We start from the raw sequence: 16,615 nt of genomic DNA, 5'->3' as shown, positions 1-16,615 counted from the left end.
CTACTTGTAGTAGCCGCCCTTGCGCATCTCGCGCTCGGCCGCCTGCTGGGTGACCGCCAGCGCCTGGTCGACCGTGACCTTGCCCAGCAGGGCTGCGCTCATCTGCTGGCCCGCCCCCACGCCGATGGTCTGGAATTCCGGGATCGCAGCGTACTGCACGCCGACGTACGGCGACGGCGGCAAGGTGCTCTGGTTCGGACGGCTGGTGGCAATCGCCGTGCCCTCGGCGGCCGCGAATTTGGCGGCTTTCATGAACTCGGGCGACGCGTAGGTCGACTTGCGGGTGCCGGTCGGCACGCTGGCCCAGCCGGCCTCTTTGGCGACCAGTTTGATGTACTCCTTCGAGGTAGCCCAGTTGATGAACTTTTGCGCCGCCTCGGGCTGTTTCGAGCTTTTTGGGATGGCCAGCGACCAGGCCCACAGCCAGTTGGCGCCGCGCTCGGTCGTGGCGATGGGCGACTGCGCGAACGCGACCTTGTCGGCCACCTTGCTCTGCTTCGGATCGGTGACGAAGGACGCGGCGATGGTGGCGTCGATCCAGATGCCGCACTTGCCTTCGTTGTACAGCGCCAGGATTTCATTGAAGCTGTTCGAGGACGAGCCCGGCGGACCGAAGTTCTTGAGCAGGTCGACGTAGGTGGTGACGGCGTCCTTCCATGGTTTGCTGGTGAACTGCGGCTGCCACTTCATGTCGAACAGTTGGCCGCCGAAGGAATTGGCCATGGTGGTGATCAGCGCCATGTTGTCGCCCCAGCCCGGTTTTCCGCGCAGGCAGATGCCGTACACGCCCTTGGCCGGGTCGTGGATCTTGGCGGCCACGGCGCGAATGTGGGCCCAGCTCGGGCGGTCTTCGATGCTCATGCCGGCTTTTTTGACCAGGTCGCTGCGGTACATGATCATCGAGCTTTCGCCGTAGAACGGCGCGGCGTACAGCTTGCCGTTCAGCGACAGGCCGTCGCGAATCGAGGGCAGCAGGTCGTCGATATCGTACGTTGCGTCCGGTTTGAGCGGCATCAGCCAGTCTTTTTTGGCCCAGATCGGCGTTTCGTACATGCCGATGGTCATCACGTCGAACTGGCCGCCCTTGGTGGCGATGTCGGTGGTCATGCGCTGGCGCAACACCCCTTCCTCCAGGGTGACCCATTTCAGTTTGATATCGGGATTGGCCTGCTCGAAGAACTTGCCCATCTTTTGCATCTCGATCATGTGGCCATTGTTGACGGTGGCGATGACCAGATTGGTGGCTGCCAGGGATGCGCTGCTGACACAATAGAGGGCCGTGGACAGGGCCGTGCACAAGGCACTGCTTGCGATACGTTTCATGCTGTCGTCTCCAGATTTTTTAGTTTTATTCAATGCAAGGTTTGCACCGTGTACAGAATGTAGCACCGGGCTCCGATACTTTCTGATACTGCAACACCTAGTGTCGATACTTTTTTGCACCCGGCGCTGGCATGCCTGCCTCTGTATGGGCTGCCAATGCGGCTTGGATAATAGTATCGACTATTGCGTACGCCGTATCAGGCCTGCCGCGTGATCGTTGCTAGACTTTTCAGCACGACCCACACCCAAGGAGATTGATGATGTCCAAGCAGCGCGCAAGCATGAACCGGCTCGCATCCAGGCACGCCCTGCTGACCGGGGCCGGCGGCGGCATCGGACTGGCCGTGGCCGAGGCCTACCTGACGGAAGGAGCGCGCTGCAGCGTGGTCGACCTGGCCCCCACGCCGCCGGCAGCGCTGGCGCCGCTGATGGCGCGCTACCCGGAACAGCTGCACTACCTGGGCGCCGACGTGCGCGACGCCGGCGCGGTGGGCACCATGCTGGCGGCGGCCAATGAGCGCTTCGGTCCCGTCGACATCCTGTTCAACAATGCGGCCGTGTTCGACATGGCGCCGTTGCTGGAGTCCGACCTGGCGATGTACGAGCGCATCTTCGACGTCAACGTCAAAGGCATGTTTCTCGTGATGCAGCAGGTGCTGCGGGCAATGGTGGATGCGGGCCGGACCGGCGCGATCATCAATCTGGCGTCCCAGGCCGGACGCCGCGGCGAAGCGCTGGTGGCGCACTACTGCGCCAGCAAGGCGGCGGTGATCAGTTACACCCAGTCGGCCGCGCTGGCGATGGCGCCGCACGGCATCCGCGTCAACGCCATCTCGCCGGGAGTAGTCGATACGCCCATGTGGGACCATGTGGATGCCCTGTTCGCGCGTTACGAACAGTTGCAGCCGGGTGAGAAGAAGAGGGCAGTCGGGCTGGCGGTGCCGCTCGGACGCATGGGAACGCCGGGCGACCTGGCGGGCGCGGCGATTTTCCTGGCCAGCGACGAGTCGGCCTACATCACGGCCCAGACGCTCAACGTCGACGGCGGCGCCGTGATGAGCTAGCGTTCAGTAGGCTGCGCTGTAGATGCTGTGGACATCTTCGCGCGTGAGCTCGCGAGGATTATTGCCGAGCAGGCGGGTCTGCAGCATCGCATCGTCGGCCAGCTTGTCGATATCGGATTCGGTCACGCCGACCTGGCGCAGCGTGGTCTGGATGCCGGTCTTGACCGCAATCTGTTCCATCGCATTGACCAGCGCATTGGCGCGTGCTTCCTCGCTGCCGCTCACGCCCGGATCGATGATGTCGGCCAGCTCGGCATAATGCGCGCTCGCATGCGACAGGTTAAAGCGCAGCACATGCGGCAGCACCAGCGAGTTGGACAAACCATGTGGCACGTGAAATATGCCCCCAATCGGATAGGCGAGGGCGTGCACTGCCGCCACGGGCGCGTTGGAAAATGCCTGGCCGGCGAGGCAGGCACCGAGCAGCATGGCCTGGCGCGCCTCCAGGTCGGCACCGTGTTCGCAGGCACGCAGCAGGTTGCGCGACAGTAGCGACAGCGCCTGGCGCGCCAGGTTATCCGACAGCGGGTTCTTTTTGTGCTTGCTGGTGAAGGCTTCGATGGCGTGCACCATCGCATCGATGCCGGTCGCGGCTGTCACCATGGGCGGCAGGCCCAGCGTCAGTTGCGCGTCCAGGATCGCCAGGTCCGCATACAGCTGGGGCGCGACCACGCCCATCTTGGTGGTCGCGCCGGTGGTGACGATGGCGATGTTGGTCACTTCCGATCCGGTGCCTGCCGTGGTCGGAATCTGTACCAGCGGCAGGCGCGTGCCGCGCACATTGCCGATGCCGTAGATCTGGCTGAGCGGCTGGTCGCTGGCGGCCAGCACCGCAATCAGCTTTGCCACATCCATCGAACTGCCGCCACCGAGGCCGATGACGAGGTCGGCGCCGTGCTGGCGCGCCACCTCCACCGCCTGCAGTACCACCGGCTCCGGCGGATCGGCCACCACATCCGACCAGACGTGAACGGCAAGGCCTGCCTGTTCAAGCGAGCGGCATGGCGCGTCCACCAGGCCGGTGGCAAGAAAGCCGGGGTCGGTGACGATCAGCGCGCGGCGGGCGCCAGGGAAGTGACTGGCGACCAGCGTACCCAGCCGGCTGCTGGCGCCGGGGGCGGAAATAAGGTGGGGGACGGTACTGAAACTGAACTCGGCGGACTGGGTCATTGTGCACCTGCAGGTCGATGGGGGATGTCAAAAGCTTACACTATCATCGTCACCGGCAGGAAAATGGCGGGGCGAAACGTCGATCAGATTTCTTCCGTACAATATCTGGCTGTGCTGTTCAGTCCATATTCCCTGGAAAATTCATGATCGATTTCGCCTTACTCGGATGCGCGGCCTTCCTCGCCGGCTTGGTAGATGCTGTTGTTGGCGGAGGCGGATTGATCCAGGTGCCGGTGCTGTTTTCGGTGTTTCCACGTGAAATACCGGCGACCTTGCTGGGCACGAGCAAGTTCGCGGGCATCTTCGGTACCGGCGCGGCGGCCGTCAATTACGCGCGCAAGGTGAGGGTGGCATGGAGCGCGGCGGCGCCGGCGGCGGTATCGGCCTTGCTGCTGTCATTCGCCGGCGCTTACACGGTGACCAAGGTCCCGGCCGATTTCGTGCGCACCCTGCTGCCGTTCGTGCTGGTCGCGGTGGCGGTCTACACCTTCCGTAAAAAGGATTTCGGCAGCGTCCACGCGCCGCTGCACAGCGGCGCGACCGAGCGTTGGGTGGCTGTGGGCATCGGTGCCGCGATCGGGTTCTACGATGGCTTCTTCGGTCCCGGTACCGGGAGCTTCCTGCTGTTTCTGTATGTGCGCTTTTTCGGCTTCGATTTCCTCAGCGCCTCGGCTGCCGCCAAGGTGGTCAATGTGGCGTGCAACCTGTCTGCGCTGATGTGGTTCGGCTACAGCGGTCATGTCCTTTGGCAGTTGGGCTTGCTCATGGCGGCGTGCCAGGTTGCAGGTTCCCTGGTCGGCACCAAGCTGGCGATCAAGCACGGCAGTGCGTTCGTGCGCAAGCTGTTCCTTGTCGTGGTCAGCTTGCTGATCGTGAAGACGAGCTACGACGCCATTGTGAAGTGGTAGATGTTCCACGTGGAACAGCGTGGAGGGGTTGACTGACGTTCCACGTGAAACAATGCGCGTTCGTCAAATTCGACGTTCCACGTGAAACATTCCGTTGTGTAAAAAACGGTGATTCTGGGTGCAAAAGAGTCGAGGGTCCGAAAAGACTCTATAATCGGGCCTCATATCCCTCGCTCCACACTCCATCATGCTATTTCCAACTGAATTCGACGTCATCGTCGTCGGCGGCGGCCATGCCGGCACCGAGGCTGCGCTCGCTTCTGCCCGCATGGGCCAGAAGACTTTGCTGCTCACCCATAACATCGAAACCCTCGGCCAGATGTCCTGCAACCCGTCCATCGGCGGCATTGGCAAGGGTCACCTGGTCAAGGAAGTCGACGCCATGGGCGGCGCGATGGCGATCGCCACGGACGAATCCGGTATCCAGTTTCGTATCCTTAACTCGTCCAAGGGCCCGGCTGTACGCGCTACCCGCGCTCAAGCCGACCGTATCCTGTACAAGCAAGCCATCCGTTCGCGCCTGGAAAACCAGCCGAATCTGTGGCTGTTCCAGCAAGCGGTCGACGACCTGATGCTCGAAGGAGACCGCGTGGTCGGCGCCGTGACGCAAATCGGCATCAAGTTCCGCGCCCGCGCGGTGGTGCTGACGGCCGGCACTTTCCTCGATGGGAAGATTCACGTCGGCCTGCAAAACTATTCGGCCGGCCGCGCCGGCGATCCGCCGGCGATCTCGCTGTCGGCGCGCCTGAAGGAAATGAAGCTGCCGCAAGGGCGCCTGAAGACCGGCACGCCGCCGCGCATCGATGGCCGCAGCATCGACTTTTCGCAGATGTCCGAGCAGCCGGGCGACCTCGATCCGGTGCCCGTGTTCTCGGTCATGGGGAACACCGCCATGCACCCGCGCCAGGTGCCGTGCTGGGTTACGCACACGAATGCGCAGACGCACGACATCATCCGCGCCGGCCTGGACCGCAGCCCGATGTACACCGGCGTCATCGAAGGCGTCGGTCCGCGCTACTGCCCGTCGATCGAAGACAAGATTCACCGCTTCTCCGGCAAGGAATCGCACCAGATTTTCCTCGAGCCGGAAGGCTTGACGACCAACGAATTCTATCCAAACGGCATCTCGACCAGCCTGCCGTTCGACGTGCAAATCGCCCTGGTGCGTTCGATGAAGGGTATGGAAAACGCCTTCATCCTGCGTCCGGGCTATGCCATCGAATACGATTATTTCGACCCGCGCGGCCTGAAAACCTCGCTCGAAACCAAGGCCGTGCAGGGCTTGTTCTTCGCCGGCCAGATCAATGGCACCACCGGCTACGAAGAAGCGGCGGCGCAGGGCATGCTGGCCGGTATCAACGCGGCGCTGCTGACCAAGGGCAGCGAGGCCTGGGTTCCGGGCCGTTCCGAAGCCTACCTTGGCGTGCTGGTCGACGACCTGACCACCCAGGGCGTGGCCGAGCCGTACCGCATGTTCACGAGCCGCGCGGAGTTTCGCCTGAGCCTGCGTGAGGACAATGCCGACATGCGCCTGACCGACATCGGCCGCAAGCTCGGCTGTGTGGGCGACGTCCAGTGGGAGGCTTTCGAGCGCAAGCGCGAAGCCGTCGCCGTGGAACTGGAGCGCCTGCGCACGACGTGGGTGAACCCGCGCATCCTCGCCAGCGCCGAGTCGGAACGCGTGATCGGCCAGGCCATCGAGCGCGAATACTCGCTGGCCGACCTGCTGCGCCGCCCCGGTGTGGACTACGAGAAGCTGATGGGCCTGTCAGGCATGGACGGCCAGGTGCTGGCCGGTCCGGGCGTGGAAGACCCCGCGGTCAAGGAACAGGTCGAAATCCAGCTCAAATACGCCGGCTATATCGACCGCCAGGCCAAGGAAGTGGAGCGTCACGACCACTACGAAAACCTCAAGCTGCCGGCCGGATTCGACTACCTCGACATCAGCGCGCTGTCGATCGAGGTGCGCCAGAAGCTCGACAAGCAGCGTCCTGAAACGCTCGGCCAGGCGTCGCGCATCTCGGGCGTGACGCCAGCGGCGATCTCGCTGCTGCTGGTGCATCTGAAAAAACGTGGCGCCAAAGGCTTTGCCACCCTCAACGAGGAGCTGGCAGGATGAAGTTTTTCGACCGTAACGCCATTGCGCCAGTGCTGGCCGATGGCATCAAAGAACTTAAGCTGGACTTGAACGAACAGCAGCACGTGCAGTTGCTCGACTATCTGGCGCTGCTGCACAAGTGGAATTCTGTGTACAACCTGACCTCGGTGCGCGATCCCATGCAGATGGTGACGCACCATGCGCTCGATTCGCTGGCCGCGGTGTCGGCCTTCGAGGGCGCCGTCAGCGTGCTCGATGTGGGAGCAGGGGGCGGCTTGCCCGGCATCGTGCTCGCCATCGCCCGGCCCGGCATGAAAGTGGCCCTGATCGACACCGTCCACAAGAAAACCGCCTTCCTCACGCAAGTGAAGGCCGAACTGGGCCTGGCCAACGTCACCGTGCACACGGCGCGCGTGGAGCAGCTGCAGGTGCCGCACAAATTCGACGTGATTACCTCGCGCGCTTTCGCCGACCTGTCCGACTTCGTCAACTGGTCGGGACACCTGCTGGCAGAGGGCGGCAAATTCATCGCCCTGAAAGGCACGGCGCCGGCGGACGAACAGGAACGGCTTCCGAGCGACTGGAAAGTGAGCGAATTGCGGGCTATCCAGGTTCCAGGGCTGCAGGCGGAGCGCCACCTCGTCTTCATCGAAAAGAACCAATAAACAGTATAAATCAAATAAACGATTTATATCGTTAAAACCATATAAATCGAATAAATGGTTTATACGATTAAAACAGTATAAATCGTTTGCATCAAAACTATCATAAGAGCATACATGGCGAAAATATTTTGCGTTGCAAATCAAAAGGGCGGCGTAGGCAAGACCACCACCAGCGTTAACCTGTCAGCGGGCCTGGCCAAACTGGATCAGCGCGTGCTGCTTGTCGACCTGGACCCGCAGGGCAACGCGACCATGGGCGCCGGCATCAACAAGGCCGGCCTGAAGGCATCGACCTATGAAGTGCTGCTGGGCGAGGCCGACGTGAGCACGGCGCGCACGCGCTCGGAAGCGGGGCGCTTCGACGTGCTGCCCTCGAACCGCGAACTGGCCGGCGCCGAAGTGGAAATGGTCGAGCTGGAAAACCGCGAGCGGCGCCTGAAGGATGCGCTGGCGTCGGTCGACAAGGAATACGACTTCATCCTGATCGACTGCCCGCCGGCCCTGTCGATGCTGACCCTGAACGGCCTGTGCGCCGCGCACGGCGTGATCATCCCGATGCAGTGCGAGTACTACGCGCTGGAAGGCTTGTCGGATCTGGTCAACACCATCAAGAAGGTGCACGCCAACCTGAACACCGATCTGAAGATCATCGGCCTGTTGCGGGTGATGTTCGATCCGCGCATGACCTTGTCGCAGCAGGTGTCGGCCCAGCTGGAGCAGCACTTCGGCGACAAGGTCTTCAACACCATCATCCCGCGCAACGTGCGCCTGGCCGAGGCGCCGTCGTACGGCGTGCCGGGCGTGGTGTTCGATCCATCCTCGAAAGGGGCGCAGGCCTACATCGCCTTTGGCGCCGAGATGGTCGAACGCATCAAAACAATGTAAACGAAGGCATTCACGAATTATGGCAACCAAAAAACTCAAAGGGCTCGGTCGCGGGCTCGACGCGCTGCTGGGCGGCGATGGCGAGCTCGCCAAGCCCGACACGCCGTCCGTCCTGGCGGTGCACCAGATGCAGCCCGGTAAATACCAGCCGCGCACGCGCATGGACGAAGGCGCGCTCAACGAACTGGCCGCGTCGATCAAAACCCAGGGCATCATGCAGCCGGTGCTGGTGCGCCCGATCGGCCAGGACACCCTGACCGGCGCGGTGCGCTACGAGATCATCGCCGGCGAACGGCGCTTCCGCGCGGCGCAGCTGGCCGGGCTGAACGAGATTCCGGTGCTGGTGCGCGACGTGGACGACCAGGCCGCCGCGGCGATGGCGCTGATCGAAAACATCCAGCGCGAGGATCTCAATCCGCTGGAAGAGGCGCAGGGCATTCACCGCCTGATCTCCGATTTCAATTTCACGCACGAGCAGGCGGCCACGGCGGTAGGACGCTCGCGCAGCGCGGTGTCGAACTTGCTGCGCCTGATGAATCTGGCGGCGCCCGTGCAAACCATGCTGATGGCGGGCGACGTCGACATGGGGCACGCGCGCGCGCTGCTGGCGGTGGACTCGGCCAGCCAGATCAGCCTGGCCAACCTGGTGGTGGCGAAACGCCTGTCGGTACGCGAAACGGAAAAGCTGGTGGCCAGGGAGCTGGAAGAGCAGAGCAACCCGAGCAGCGCGCGCCAGAAGGAAAAATCGGGGGATATCACCCGGCTGGAAGAAGAGCTGTCCGACAAGCTGGCCACGCCGGTCTTGTTCAAGATGGGACCGAAGGGTCGCGGCCAAATGATCATCGATTTTGCCGATCTCGATATTTTGGACGGTGTACTGGCGCGTTTGCGCGCGTAAGGCCCGCGTCGTTTCTGGCAATGCCAGGAACGACGTGCTTATAACCTCCCAGGTAATTGCCCCCTCCCCACCTCCCGCCTACGATATAACTGTACCCCGCGCCAGCAGCCAGAAATCAGCCGAACCGACCGCTCGCCCGACCATTATCACGCAAGACGTTTCTTCTAGTTAACTTTTAGCAAGGAGGACCAGTTCGCCCCCGTTTAGTGCAAATTGCTTAAAAATGCGTGGTTTTTGAACACATTCGCGTTCATTCACAGTGCAGCAACGTTTGACGCACGCCAGCATAAGCACTTATAATCCCGCTGATTCACATAATTCAGACACCGAAACACGGCACTTATATGGCTGGCGCAAGGAATACAACATGTTGCGCTTAGTCTCCCTGCAATTGATGGTAACAGTCGCTGCTGGCCTCATCGCCGCGCTTCTGGGGGGATGGGCTGCGATGTTGTCGGCGGTGTTCGGCGGATTGTGTTGTGTCTTGCCCAATGCCGTGTTCGCGTTGCGCCTGTTCGCCAATACGAAAAAACCAGGTGGGGCCGACCCGATATCGTTTTTTATCTGGGAATTCATAAAGATTGCTTTGACGGTGGCGCTGATTGCCGCGACCTTCTCGCTGTACCGCGACTTGAATGTGTTCGCCATGATTGGCGGCTTCATCGTGGCGCTGAAAAGTTACATATTCTTAATATTTAGGCACTGACATGACGAGTCCAACACTTGAAGCCGGCGCAGCACACGCGCCGACCGCATCAGAATACATCAAGCACCACCTGGGTCATTTTTCGACCAAGCATCAGGAAAGTGTGGTCGATTTCTCCATTATCAATATGGACACCATGTTCTGGTCGATCGCCATGGGTATTCTTGGCTGCCTGATCATGTGGATGGCGGCCCGCAAGGCCACCTCCGGCGTGCCGACCCGCTTCCAGGCGGCTGTCGAAATGGTCTTCGAGATGGTCGACAACCAGGCCAAGGGCATCGTGCACGGCGACCGCAGCTTCATCGCGCCGCTGGCACTGACCGTGTTCGTCTGGGTTGCACTGATGAATTCGCTGGACTTCTTGCCAGTCGATATGTTCTCCGCCATGTTCAAGTTGTTCGGCATCGAACATATCTTCCCGTATCACCGCGTGGTTCCGACCGCCGACCTGAACGGCTCGCTGGGCATCGCCCTGGGCGTGTTCGCACTGATGATCTACTACAGCATCAAGATCAAGGGTTTCGGCGGCTGGATTCACGAACTGTTTTCCGCGCCATTCGGCATTGCCATGGCGCCGTTCAACCTGCTGTTGAACATCATCGAGTACGCAGCAAAAACCGTGTCGCTCGGCATGCGACTGTTCGGCAACATGTTTGCTGGCGAACTGCTGTTCCTGTTGATCGCTTTGTTGGGTGCGATGGCTACGACGTTCGGCTTTGTCGGCCACGTCATCGCCGGTTCGGTCTGGGCTATTTTCCACATCCTGATCGTGTTCCTGCAGGCGTTCATTTTCATGATGCTGACCCTGGTATACCTGGGCCAGGCGCATGAAGGCCACTGATCGGCACAGCTCGAACAGAATCGAAACATAGTAGTAGTTGGCAAAGTTTGTAATTTTTAATCTAGTTTTTAATTTACTTTTTGAAGGAACTCTCATGACTGACCTTTCTTTTGTTGCTCTGGCTTGCGGTTTGATCATCGGTCTGGGCGCTATCGGCGCTTGTATCGGTATCGCTATCATGGGCGGCAAATACCTCGAAGCTTCGGCTCGTCAGCCTGAACTGATGAACACCCTGCAAACCAAAATGTTCCTGCTGGCTGGTCTGATCGATGCGGCGTTCCTGATCGGTGTTGGTATCGCAATGCTGTTCGCATTCGCCAACCCATTCGTTCCGAAGTAATTTTCGTTCGGCACTTCGCTGGTTATGAATTGCCGAACCTTCCGGGTTCGGCATCCGTTTTTGTAAGAAGGAAAACACCGTGAACTTAAACGCAACCCTGTTTGCCCAGTTCGTGGTCTTCTTCATCCTGGCTGGTTTCACGATGAAATTCGTGTGGCCCCCACTGATGAAAGCGCTCGACGAGCGCATCCAGAGGATCTCGAACGGCCTGGCCGCAGCTGACCGCGGCAAGGAAGAAATGCAGAAAGCCCACGAGCAAGTCCAGAAAGACCTGGCCGCTGCCCGTGACGAAGGTCAAAAGCGCATCAGCGACGCCGACAAGCGCGCCGCCATGATCCTCGACGATGCCAAGAAAGCAGCTGCTGAAGAAGCGGCCCGCATCATCGCATCCGCCAAGGCAGATGCCGAGCAACAGGTTAACCGTGCGCGCGAAGAACTGCGCGGCCAGGTCGCTGCCCTCGCCGTCAAAGGCGCCGAGCAGATCCTCAAGCGCGAAGTGAACGCAGCGGCCCACGCCGACCTGCTGTCGCAGTTGTCGGTCGAGCTGTAATCATGGCCGAGATCGCAACCGTCGCCCGTCCTTACGCCGAAGCCCTGTACCGTGTTGCCCAGCAAGGCGACGTGGCGGCCTGGTCCGAAGTGTTGTCCGAGCTGGCCCAGCTCGGCGCTCACCACGATGTGCTGGCCTTCGCGGCCAACCCGAACGTGGTCGCCGCCGACGTTGCCGCGACCGTGGTGTCGCTGCTCAAGTCGCCGGTCACCGCGGAAGTGAACAACTTCGTTGCCATGCTGGTCGAAAACCACCGCGTGTCGCTGCTGCCGGAAATTTATGCCCAGTTCCAGGTGCTCAAGAACACGAATGCCGGTGCCGCAGACGCCAACATCACCAGCGCCTTCGAGATTGCCCAGCCACAGGTTGCGCAACTGGTCGCGACGCTGGAAAAGAAATTTGGCCGCAAGCTCAACCCAACGGTGACAGTGGATCCCTCGCTGATCGGTGGTGTGCGCGTGGTCGTCGGTGATGAAGTGCTCGATACCTCGGTACGCGCCAAGCTGCAACAGATGCATGTTGCGCTGGCTTCGTAAATACCGCGTCGTATAGACCCGCACAGCACGCCGGCGCAGACGCCCTTGCCTTACGCATCAAGAAACTATTAGGAGTTAGCATGCAACTTAATTCATCTGAAATCAGCGAACTGATCAAAAGCCGGATCCAAGGCCTCGAAGGTTCGGCTGATATTCGCAATCAGGGCACGGTAATCTCCGTAGCCGACGGTATCTGCCGTATCCATGGCCTGTCGGACGTGATGCAGGGCGAGATGCTGGAATTCCCGGGCAACACCTTTGGCCTGGCGATGAACCTCGAGCGCGACTCGGTCGGCGCCGTGATTCTGGGTGCTTACGAGCACATCTCCGAAGGCGACACGGTCAAGACCACCGGCCGCATCCTGGAAGTGCCGATCGGTCCTGAACTCAAGGGCCGCGTGGTGAACGCCCTGGGCCAGCCGATCGACGGCAAGGGTCCTGTCAACGCCAAGCTGACCGCACCAATCGAAAAAATCGCTCCGGGCGTGATCGCCCGTCAGTCGGTGTCGCAGCCTATGCAGACCGGCCTGAAGTCGATCGACTCGATGGTACCGATCGGCCGTGGCCAGCGCGAGCTGATCATTGGTGACCGCCAGACCGGTAAATCGGCTGTCGCGATCGATGCGATCATCAACCAGAAGGGCCAGAACATGACGTGTATCTACGTCGCGATCGGCCAGAAGGCATCGACCATCAAGAACATCGTGCGCTCGCTCGAGACGCACGGCGCGATGGAATACACCATCGTCGTCGCAGCATCGGCTTCCGAGTCGGCTGCCATGCAATACATTTCCGCGTACTCCGGTTGCGCCATGGGCGAATACTTCCGTGACCGCGGCGAAGACGCACTGATCGTCTACGATGACCTGTCCAAGCAAGCAGTTGCTTACCGTCAGATCTCGCTGCTGCTGCGCCGTCCACCAGGCCGCGAAGCCTACCCTGGCGACGTGTTCTACCTGCACAGCCGCCTGCTCGAGCGCGCAGCACGCGTGAACCCCGACTACGTCGAGAAGTTCACCAACGGCGAAGTCAAAGGCAAGACCGGTTCCCTGACCGCGCTGCCGATCATTGAAACCCAGGCTGGCGACGTTTCGGCGTTCGTTCCAACCAACGTGATTTCGATTACCGACGGCCAGATCTTCCTGGACACCTCGCTGTTCAACTCGGGTATCCGTCCTGCGATTAACGCCGGTATTTCGGTGTCGCGCGTTGGTGGCGCCGCTCAGACCAAGGTCATCAAAAACCTGTCCGGCGGTATCCGTACCGACTTGGCCCAGTACCGTGAACTGGCTGCGTTCGCGCAGTTCGCTTCCGACCTGGACGAATCGACCCGCAAGCAGCTCGACCGTGGCGCGCGCGTCACCGAACTGCTCAAGCAGGCTCAGTATTCCCCACTGTCGATCTCGATGATGGCCGTGTCGCTGTTCGCAGTGAACAAAGGCTTCTTCGATGACGTCGAAGTGAAGAAAGTGCTGGCGTTCGAAGCCGGTCTGCACGGCTACATGAAGACCAAGCAAGCTGCTCTCCTGGCCAAGATCGAAGAAACCAAGCAACTGGACAAGGATGGCGAAGCCGCCATGTCCGCCGCTGTTGCTGACTTCAAGAAATCCGGCGCGTATTAACGCTTGTGGGACGGACCTGCGCGTAGCGTAGGTCGGTCCTCAAGAATTAATAAGTTGTGGGAAGGACTTGAGCGTAGCGAAAGTCGGTCCTCAACATGCTAAACGGCTGGAATCAAAAGGAGTAAGGACTCATGGCAGTAGGCAAAGAGATACGTAACAAGATCAAGAGCGTAGAGAATACGAAGAAGATCACGAAGGCGATGGAAATGGTCGCCGCGTCCAAAATGCGCAAGGCGCAGGACCGGATGCGGTCCGCCCGCCCTTACAGTGACAAGATTCGTAACATCACCTCGCATCTGGCTACGGCGAATCCGGAATACACGCATCCGTTCATGGCGCAAGGCAAGGACGTGAAAGCGAAGGCGGTTGGTTTCATCGTCATCACGACCGATAAAGGTCTGTGCGGCGGCATGAACACCAACATCCTGCGTCTGTTGACGCAGAAAACCCGCGAGCTGGAAACGGCTGGCAACAAGATTGAAGCGGTTGCCATTGGCAACAAGGGTTTGGGTTTTATGAACCGCGTTGGCGTGAAGGTCGTGTCGCATGCGATCCAGATCGGTGACACCGTTCACCTCGACAAGCTGATCGGGCCGATCAAGGTCATGCTCGATCGCTACGAGGAAGGTGAGCTCGACGCAGTCTATATCTGCTACACCAAGTTCGTAAACACGATGAAGCAAATTCCGATGGTCGAGCAGCTGCTGCCGCTGACCGCCGACAAGCTGGAAGGCGACAAGAGCAGTCACGCATGGGACTACATCTACGAGCCGGAAGCGCAGACCGTGATCGATGAACTGCTGGTGCGGTATGTGGAAGCGCTGGTGTATCAGTCAGTGGCCGAAAACCTCGCGTCCGAGCAATCGGCGCGGATGGTGGCGATGAAAGCGGCAAGCGACAACGCCGGCAGCGTCATCGGCGACCTGAAGCTGATCTATAACAAGACCCGCCAGGCTGCGATTACCAAAGAACTCTCCGAGATCGTCGCCGGTGCGGCCGCGGTCTAAACCCGAATTTAAATACTATTGAAGGAACGAACATGGCTGATGGCAAAATCGTTCAGTGTATCGGCGCTGTGGTGGACGTTGAGTTCCCACGCAATGCAATGCCGAAGGTTTTCGACGCACTGAAAATGGCAGGCTCCGAGCTGACCCTGGAAGTACAACAGCAGCTGGGCGACGGCATTGTCCGTACCATTGCACTGGGTACCTCCGACGGTCTGCGTCGCGGCATGGCAATCCAGAACACCGGCAAGCCAATCATGGTACCGGTCGGTAAAGCGACCCTGGGCCGTATTATGGACGTGCTGGGCAACCCGATCGACGAGTGCGGTCCTGTCTCGCACGAGCAAACCGCATCGATCCACCGCGTGGCCCCTGCGTACGACGAACTGTCGCCATCGCAAGACCTGCTGGAAACCGGCATCAAGGTGATCGACCTGGTGTGCCCGTTCGCCAAAGGCGGTAAAGTCGGTCTGTTCGGCGGTGCGGGTGTGGGCAAGACCGTGAACATGATGGAACTGATCAACAACATCGCAAAAGCACACTCGGGCGTATCCGTGTTTGCCGGCGTGGGTGAGCGTACTCGCGAGGGTAACGACTTCTACCACGAGATGGCTGACGCCAAAGTGGTCGATCTGGAAAATCCGGAGAACTCCAAAGTGGCGATGGTCTACGGTCAGATGAATGAACCGCCAGGTAACCGTCTGCGCGTTGCGCTGACCGGCCTGACGATCGCTGAATCGTTCCGTGACGAAGGCAAAGACGTTCTGTTCTTCGTGGACAACATCTACCGCTTCACCCTGGCCGGTACCGAAGTATCCGCACTGCTGGGCCGTATGCCTTCCGCGGTGGGTTACCAGCCGACCCTGGCCGAAGAGATGGGCCGTCTGCAAGAGCGCATCACCTCGACCAAGACCGGTTCGATCACCTCGATCCAGGCCGTGTACGTCCCTGCGGATGATTACACCGATCCATCGCCGGCAACCACCTTTGCTCACCTGGATTCGACCGTTGCCCTGTCGCGTGACATCGCTTCGCTGGGTATCTACCCTGCGGTCGACCCGCTCGACTCGACCTCGCGCCAGCTGGACCCGCTCGTCGTCGGTCAGGAACACTACGACACCGCGCGCGCCGTTCAGGGCACCCTGCAGCGCTACAAGGAATTGCGCGACATTATCGCGATTCTGGGCATGGACGAGCTGGCACCGGAAGACAAACTGCTGGTGGCGCGCGCGCGTAAGATGCAGCGTTTCCTGTCGCAGCCATTCCACGTTGCTGAAGTGTTTACCGGTTCCCCAGGCAAATACGTTTCGCTGAAAGACACGATCAAAGGCTTCAAGATGATCGCATCGGGCGAACTGGATCACCTGCCTGAGCAAGCGTTCTACATGGTTGGCACGATCGAAGAAGCAATCGAAAAAGCCAAGAAGCTCAACTAAGACAGGCCAGGGCGCCGCGCTGAACCAGCGTGGCGCCGGAACCCGATAGGACACACATGGCAAACACATTTCACGTTGACGTGGTATCGGCCGAAGCCAGCATTTTTTCGGGCGAAGCCGAGTTCGTCGCGTTGCCGGGTGAAGCAGGCGAGCTGGGGATTTATCCCAAGCACACCCCGCTGATCACGCGCATCAAGCCGGGTGCGGTACGGATCAAGGTGGCTGGCCAGGCCGAAGAAGAGTTCGTCTTCGTCGCTGGCGGCATCCTGGAAGTGCAGCCGAACGGCGTGACCGTGCTGGCAGACACCGCGATTCGCGGTGGCGACCTGGACGAAGCAAAAGCACTGGCCGCCAAAAAAGCGGCCGAAGAAGCAATGGTCAACCAAGTCTCGAAGATCGACTACGCCAAGGCGCAAGCCGAAATGGCGGCGGCGATTGCGCAGTTGCAAGCAATCCAGCGCTTCCGTAACAAGCGTTAAGACGTTCTGTAGCAGACAAAAAGGCAGCTTCGGCTGCCTTTTTCCGTTAACCGCCCAGTCGCAGGCCGCGCGCGGAATGAAGGCGCGGAC

General features: G+C 60.3%; 17 protein-coding genes. 15 read left to right on the top strand and 2 right to left on the bottom strand.

What is annotated here, in order from left to right:
• Complete coding sequence (locus RBA41_RS26760; protein ID WP_306627385.1) at positions 1-1,323, bottom strand: ABC transporter substrate-binding protein; 1,323 nt, start codon at positions 1,321-1,323, stop codon at positions 1-3.
• Between the two features lie 260 nt (positions 1,324-1,583).
• Between RBA41_RS26760 and RBA41_RS26755 the strand changes: the two genes are divergently transcribed.
• Positions 1,584-2,387 (top strand): L-iditol 2-dehydrogenase, encoded by an 804-nt coding sequence (locus RBA41_RS26755; RefSeq protein WP_306627384.1) that lies wholly within the window; start codon positions 1,584-1,586, stop codon positions 2,385-2,387.
• 3 nt (positions 2,388-2,390) lie between these two features.
• Here RBA41_RS26755 and RBA41_RS26750 read toward each other — a convergent pair whose 3' ends face one another.
• Positions 2,391-3,557 (bottom strand): iron-containing alcohol dehydrogenase, encoded by a 1,167-nt coding sequence (locus RBA41_RS26750; protein WP_306627383.1) that lies wholly within the window; start codon positions 3,555-3,557, stop codon positions 2,391-2,393.
• A 143-nt stretch (positions 3,558-3,700) separates the two neighbouring features.
• On the opposite strand from RBA41_RS26750, the gene RBA41_RS26745 reads away from it, so the two are divergent.
• The 14 genes from RBA41_RS26745 (at position 3,701) to RBA41_RS26680 (ending at position 16,525) form a co-directional block, all read left to right on the top strand.
• Entirely contained in the window at positions 3,701-4,465 is a 765-nt protein-coding gene (locus RBA41_RS26745) for a sulfite exporter TauE/SafE family protein (protein WP_306627381.1), read from the top strand.
• Between the two features lie 187 nt (positions 4,466-4,652).
• Positions 4,653-6,584, top strand: coding sequence for a tRNA uridine-5-carboxymethylaminomethyl(34) synthesis enzyme MnmG (gene mnmG, locus RBA41_RS26740; protein WP_306627379.1), 1,932 nt, complete (start codon positions 4,653-4,655; stop codon positions 6,582-6,584).
• Complete coding sequence (gene rsmG, locus RBA41_RS26735; protein WP_306627377.1) at positions 6,581-7,228, top strand: 16S rRNA (guanine(527)-N(7))-methyltransferase RsmG; 648 nt, start codon at positions 6,581-6,583, stop codon at positions 7,226-7,228. Before mnmG ends, rsmG begins: the two co-directional genes overlap by 4 nt.
• Positions 7,229-7,342: 114 nt before the next feature.
• A complete protein-coding gene (locus RBA41_RS26730) occupies positions 7,343-8,113 on the top strand; it encodes a ParA family protein (protein WP_289311216.1) in 771 nt (256 codons plus the stop codon).
• A 19-nt stretch (positions 8,114-8,132) separates the two neighbouring features.
• A complete protein-coding gene (locus RBA41_RS26725) occupies positions 8,133-9,011 on the top strand; it encodes a ParB/RepB/Spo0J family partition protein (RefSeq protein WP_306627375.1) in 879 nt (292 codons plus the stop codon).
• 367 nt (positions 9,012-9,378) lie between these two features.
• On the top strand, positions 9,379-9,717 hold the full coding sequence (locus RBA41_RS26720) for an ATP synthase subunit I (RefSeq protein ID WP_099873359.1): 339 nt from the start codon (positions 9,379-9,381) through the stop codon (positions 9,715-9,717).
• 1 nt (position 9,718) lies between these two features.
• Positions 9,719-10,558 carry a F0F1 ATP synthase subunit A gene (atpB, locus tag RBA41_RS26715; protein ID WP_306627374.1) on the top strand — a complete coding sequence of 280 codons (840 nt, stop codon included), beginning with the start codon at positions 9,719-9,721 and terminating at the stop codon, positions 10,556-10,558.
• A 94-nt stretch (positions 10,559-10,652) separates the two neighbouring features.
• Positions 10,653-10,898 (top strand): F0F1 ATP synthase subunit C, encoded by a 246-nt coding sequence (atpE, locus tag RBA41_RS26710; protein WP_038494309.1) that lies wholly within the window; start codon positions 10,653-10,655, stop codon positions 10,896-10,898.
• Between the two features lie 79 nt (positions 10,899-10,977).
• The gene (locus RBA41_RS26705) at positions 10,978-11,448 is read left to right on the top strand and encodes a F0F1 ATP synthase subunit B (protein ID WP_306627372.1); all 471 of its coding nucleotides are present in this window, start codon (positions 10,978-10,980) and stop codon (positions 11,446-11,448) included.
• Positions 11,449-11,450: 2 nt separating this feature from the next.
• Positions 11,451-11,984, top strand: coding sequence for a F0F1 ATP synthase subunit delta (locus RBA41_RS26700; RefSeq protein WP_099873365.1), 534 nt, complete (start codon positions 11,451-11,453; stop codon positions 11,982-11,984).
• An 80-nt stretch (positions 11,985-12,064) separates the two neighbouring features.
• On the top strand, positions 12,065-13,606 hold the full coding sequence (gene atpA / locus RBA41_RS26695; RefSeq protein ID WP_099873367.1) for a F0F1 ATP synthase subunit alpha: 1,542 nt from the start codon (positions 12,065-12,067) through the stop codon (positions 13,604-13,606).
• Between the two features lie 131 nt (positions 13,607-13,737).
• Positions 13,738-14,613, top strand: a complete 876-nt coding sequence (gene atpG / locus RBA41_RS26690) for a F0F1 ATP synthase subunit gamma (RefSeq protein ID WP_099873369.1) — start codon at positions 13,738-13,740, stop codon at positions 14,611-14,613.
• Between the two features lie 32 nt (positions 14,614-14,645).
• Positions 14,646-16,046: a F0F1 ATP synthase subunit beta gene (atpD, locus tag RBA41_RS26685; RefSeq protein ID WP_099873371.1), complete on the top strand. Its 1,401-nt coding sequence runs from the start codon at positions 14,646-14,648 to the stop codon at positions 16,044-16,046.
• 56 nt (positions 16,047-16,102) lie between these two features.
• Entirely contained in the window at positions 16,103-16,525 is a 423-nt protein-coding gene (locus tag RBA41_RS26680) for a F0F1 ATP synthase subunit epsilon (RefSeq protein WP_306627371.1), read from the top strand.
• Positions 16,526-16,615: the final 90 nt, after the last annotated feature.

This window comes from Massilia scottii, assembly GCF_030846495.1.
Taxonomy (GTDB): domain Bacteria; phylum Pseudomonadota; class Gammaproteobacteria; order Burkholderiales; family Burkholderiaceae_D; genus Telluria_A; species Telluria_A violaceinigra.
The sequence above is the reverse complement of the archived record's forward strand: the minus strand, read 5'-3'. Positions and strand labels throughout refer to the sequence as shown.

Bases quoted from the DNA above. Each gene is read 5' to 3' on its own strand.
- RBA41_RS26760 (WP_306627385.1), bottom strand. From the start codon at position 1,323: ATGAAACGTATCGCAAGCAGTGCCTTGTGCACGGCCCTGTCCACGGCC.
- RBA41_RS26755 (WP_306627384.1), top strand. From the start codon at position 1,584: ATGTCCAAGCAGCGCGCAAGCATGAACCGGCTCGCATCCAGGCACGCC.
- RBA41_RS26750 (WP_306627383.1), bottom strand. From the start codon at position 3,557: ATGACCCAGTCCGCCGAGTTCAGTTTCAGTACCGTCCCCCACCTTATT.
- RBA41_RS26745 (WP_306627381.1), top strand. From the start codon at position 3,701: ATGATCGATTTCGCCTTACTCGGATGCGCGGCCTTCCTCGCCGGCTTG.
- mnmG (WP_306627379.1), top strand. From the start codon at position 4,653: ATGCTATTTCCAACTGAATTCGACGTCATCGTCGTCGGCGGCGGCCAT.
- rsmG (WP_306627377.1), top strand. From the start codon at position 6,581: ATGAAGTTTTTCGACCGTAACGCCATTGCGCCAGTGCTGGCCGATGGC.
- RBA41_RS26730 (WP_289311216.1), top strand. From the start codon at position 7,343: ATGGCGAAAATATTTTGCGTTGCAAATCAAAAGGGCGGCGTAGGCAAG.
- RBA41_RS26725 (WP_306627375.1), top strand. From the start codon at position 8,133: ATGGCAACCAAAAAACTCAAAGGGCTCGGTCGCGGGCTCGACGCGCTG.
- RBA41_RS26720 (WP_099873359.1), top strand. From the start codon at position 9,379: ATGTTGCGCTTAGTCTCCCTGCAATTGATGGTAACAGTCGCTGCTGGC.
- atpB (WP_306627374.1), top strand. From the start codon at position 9,719: ATGACGAGTCCAACACTTGAAGCCGGCGCAGCACACGCGCCGACCGCA.
- atpE (WP_038494309.1), top strand. From the start codon at position 10,653: ATGACTGACCTTTCTTTTGTTGCTCTGGCTTGCGGTTTGATCATCGGT.
- RBA41_RS26700 (WP_099873365.1), top strand. From the start codon at position 11,451: ATGGCCGAGATCGCAACCGTCGCCCGTCCTTACGCCGAAGCCCTGTAC.
- atpA (WP_099873367.1), top strand. From the start codon at position 12,065: ATGCAACTTAATTCATCTGAAATCAGCGAACTGATCAAAAGCCGGATC.
- atpG (WP_099873369.1), top strand. From the start codon at position 13,738: ATGGCAGTAGGCAAAGAGATACGTAACAAGATCAAGAGCGTAGAGAAT.
- atpD (WP_099873371.1), top strand. From the start codon at position 14,646: ATGGCTGATGGCAAAATCGTTCAGTGTATCGGCGCTGTGGTGGACGTT.
- RBA41_RS26680 (WP_306627371.1), top strand. From the start codon at position 16,103: ATGGCAAACACATTTCACGTTGACGTGGTATCGGCCGAAGCCAGCATT.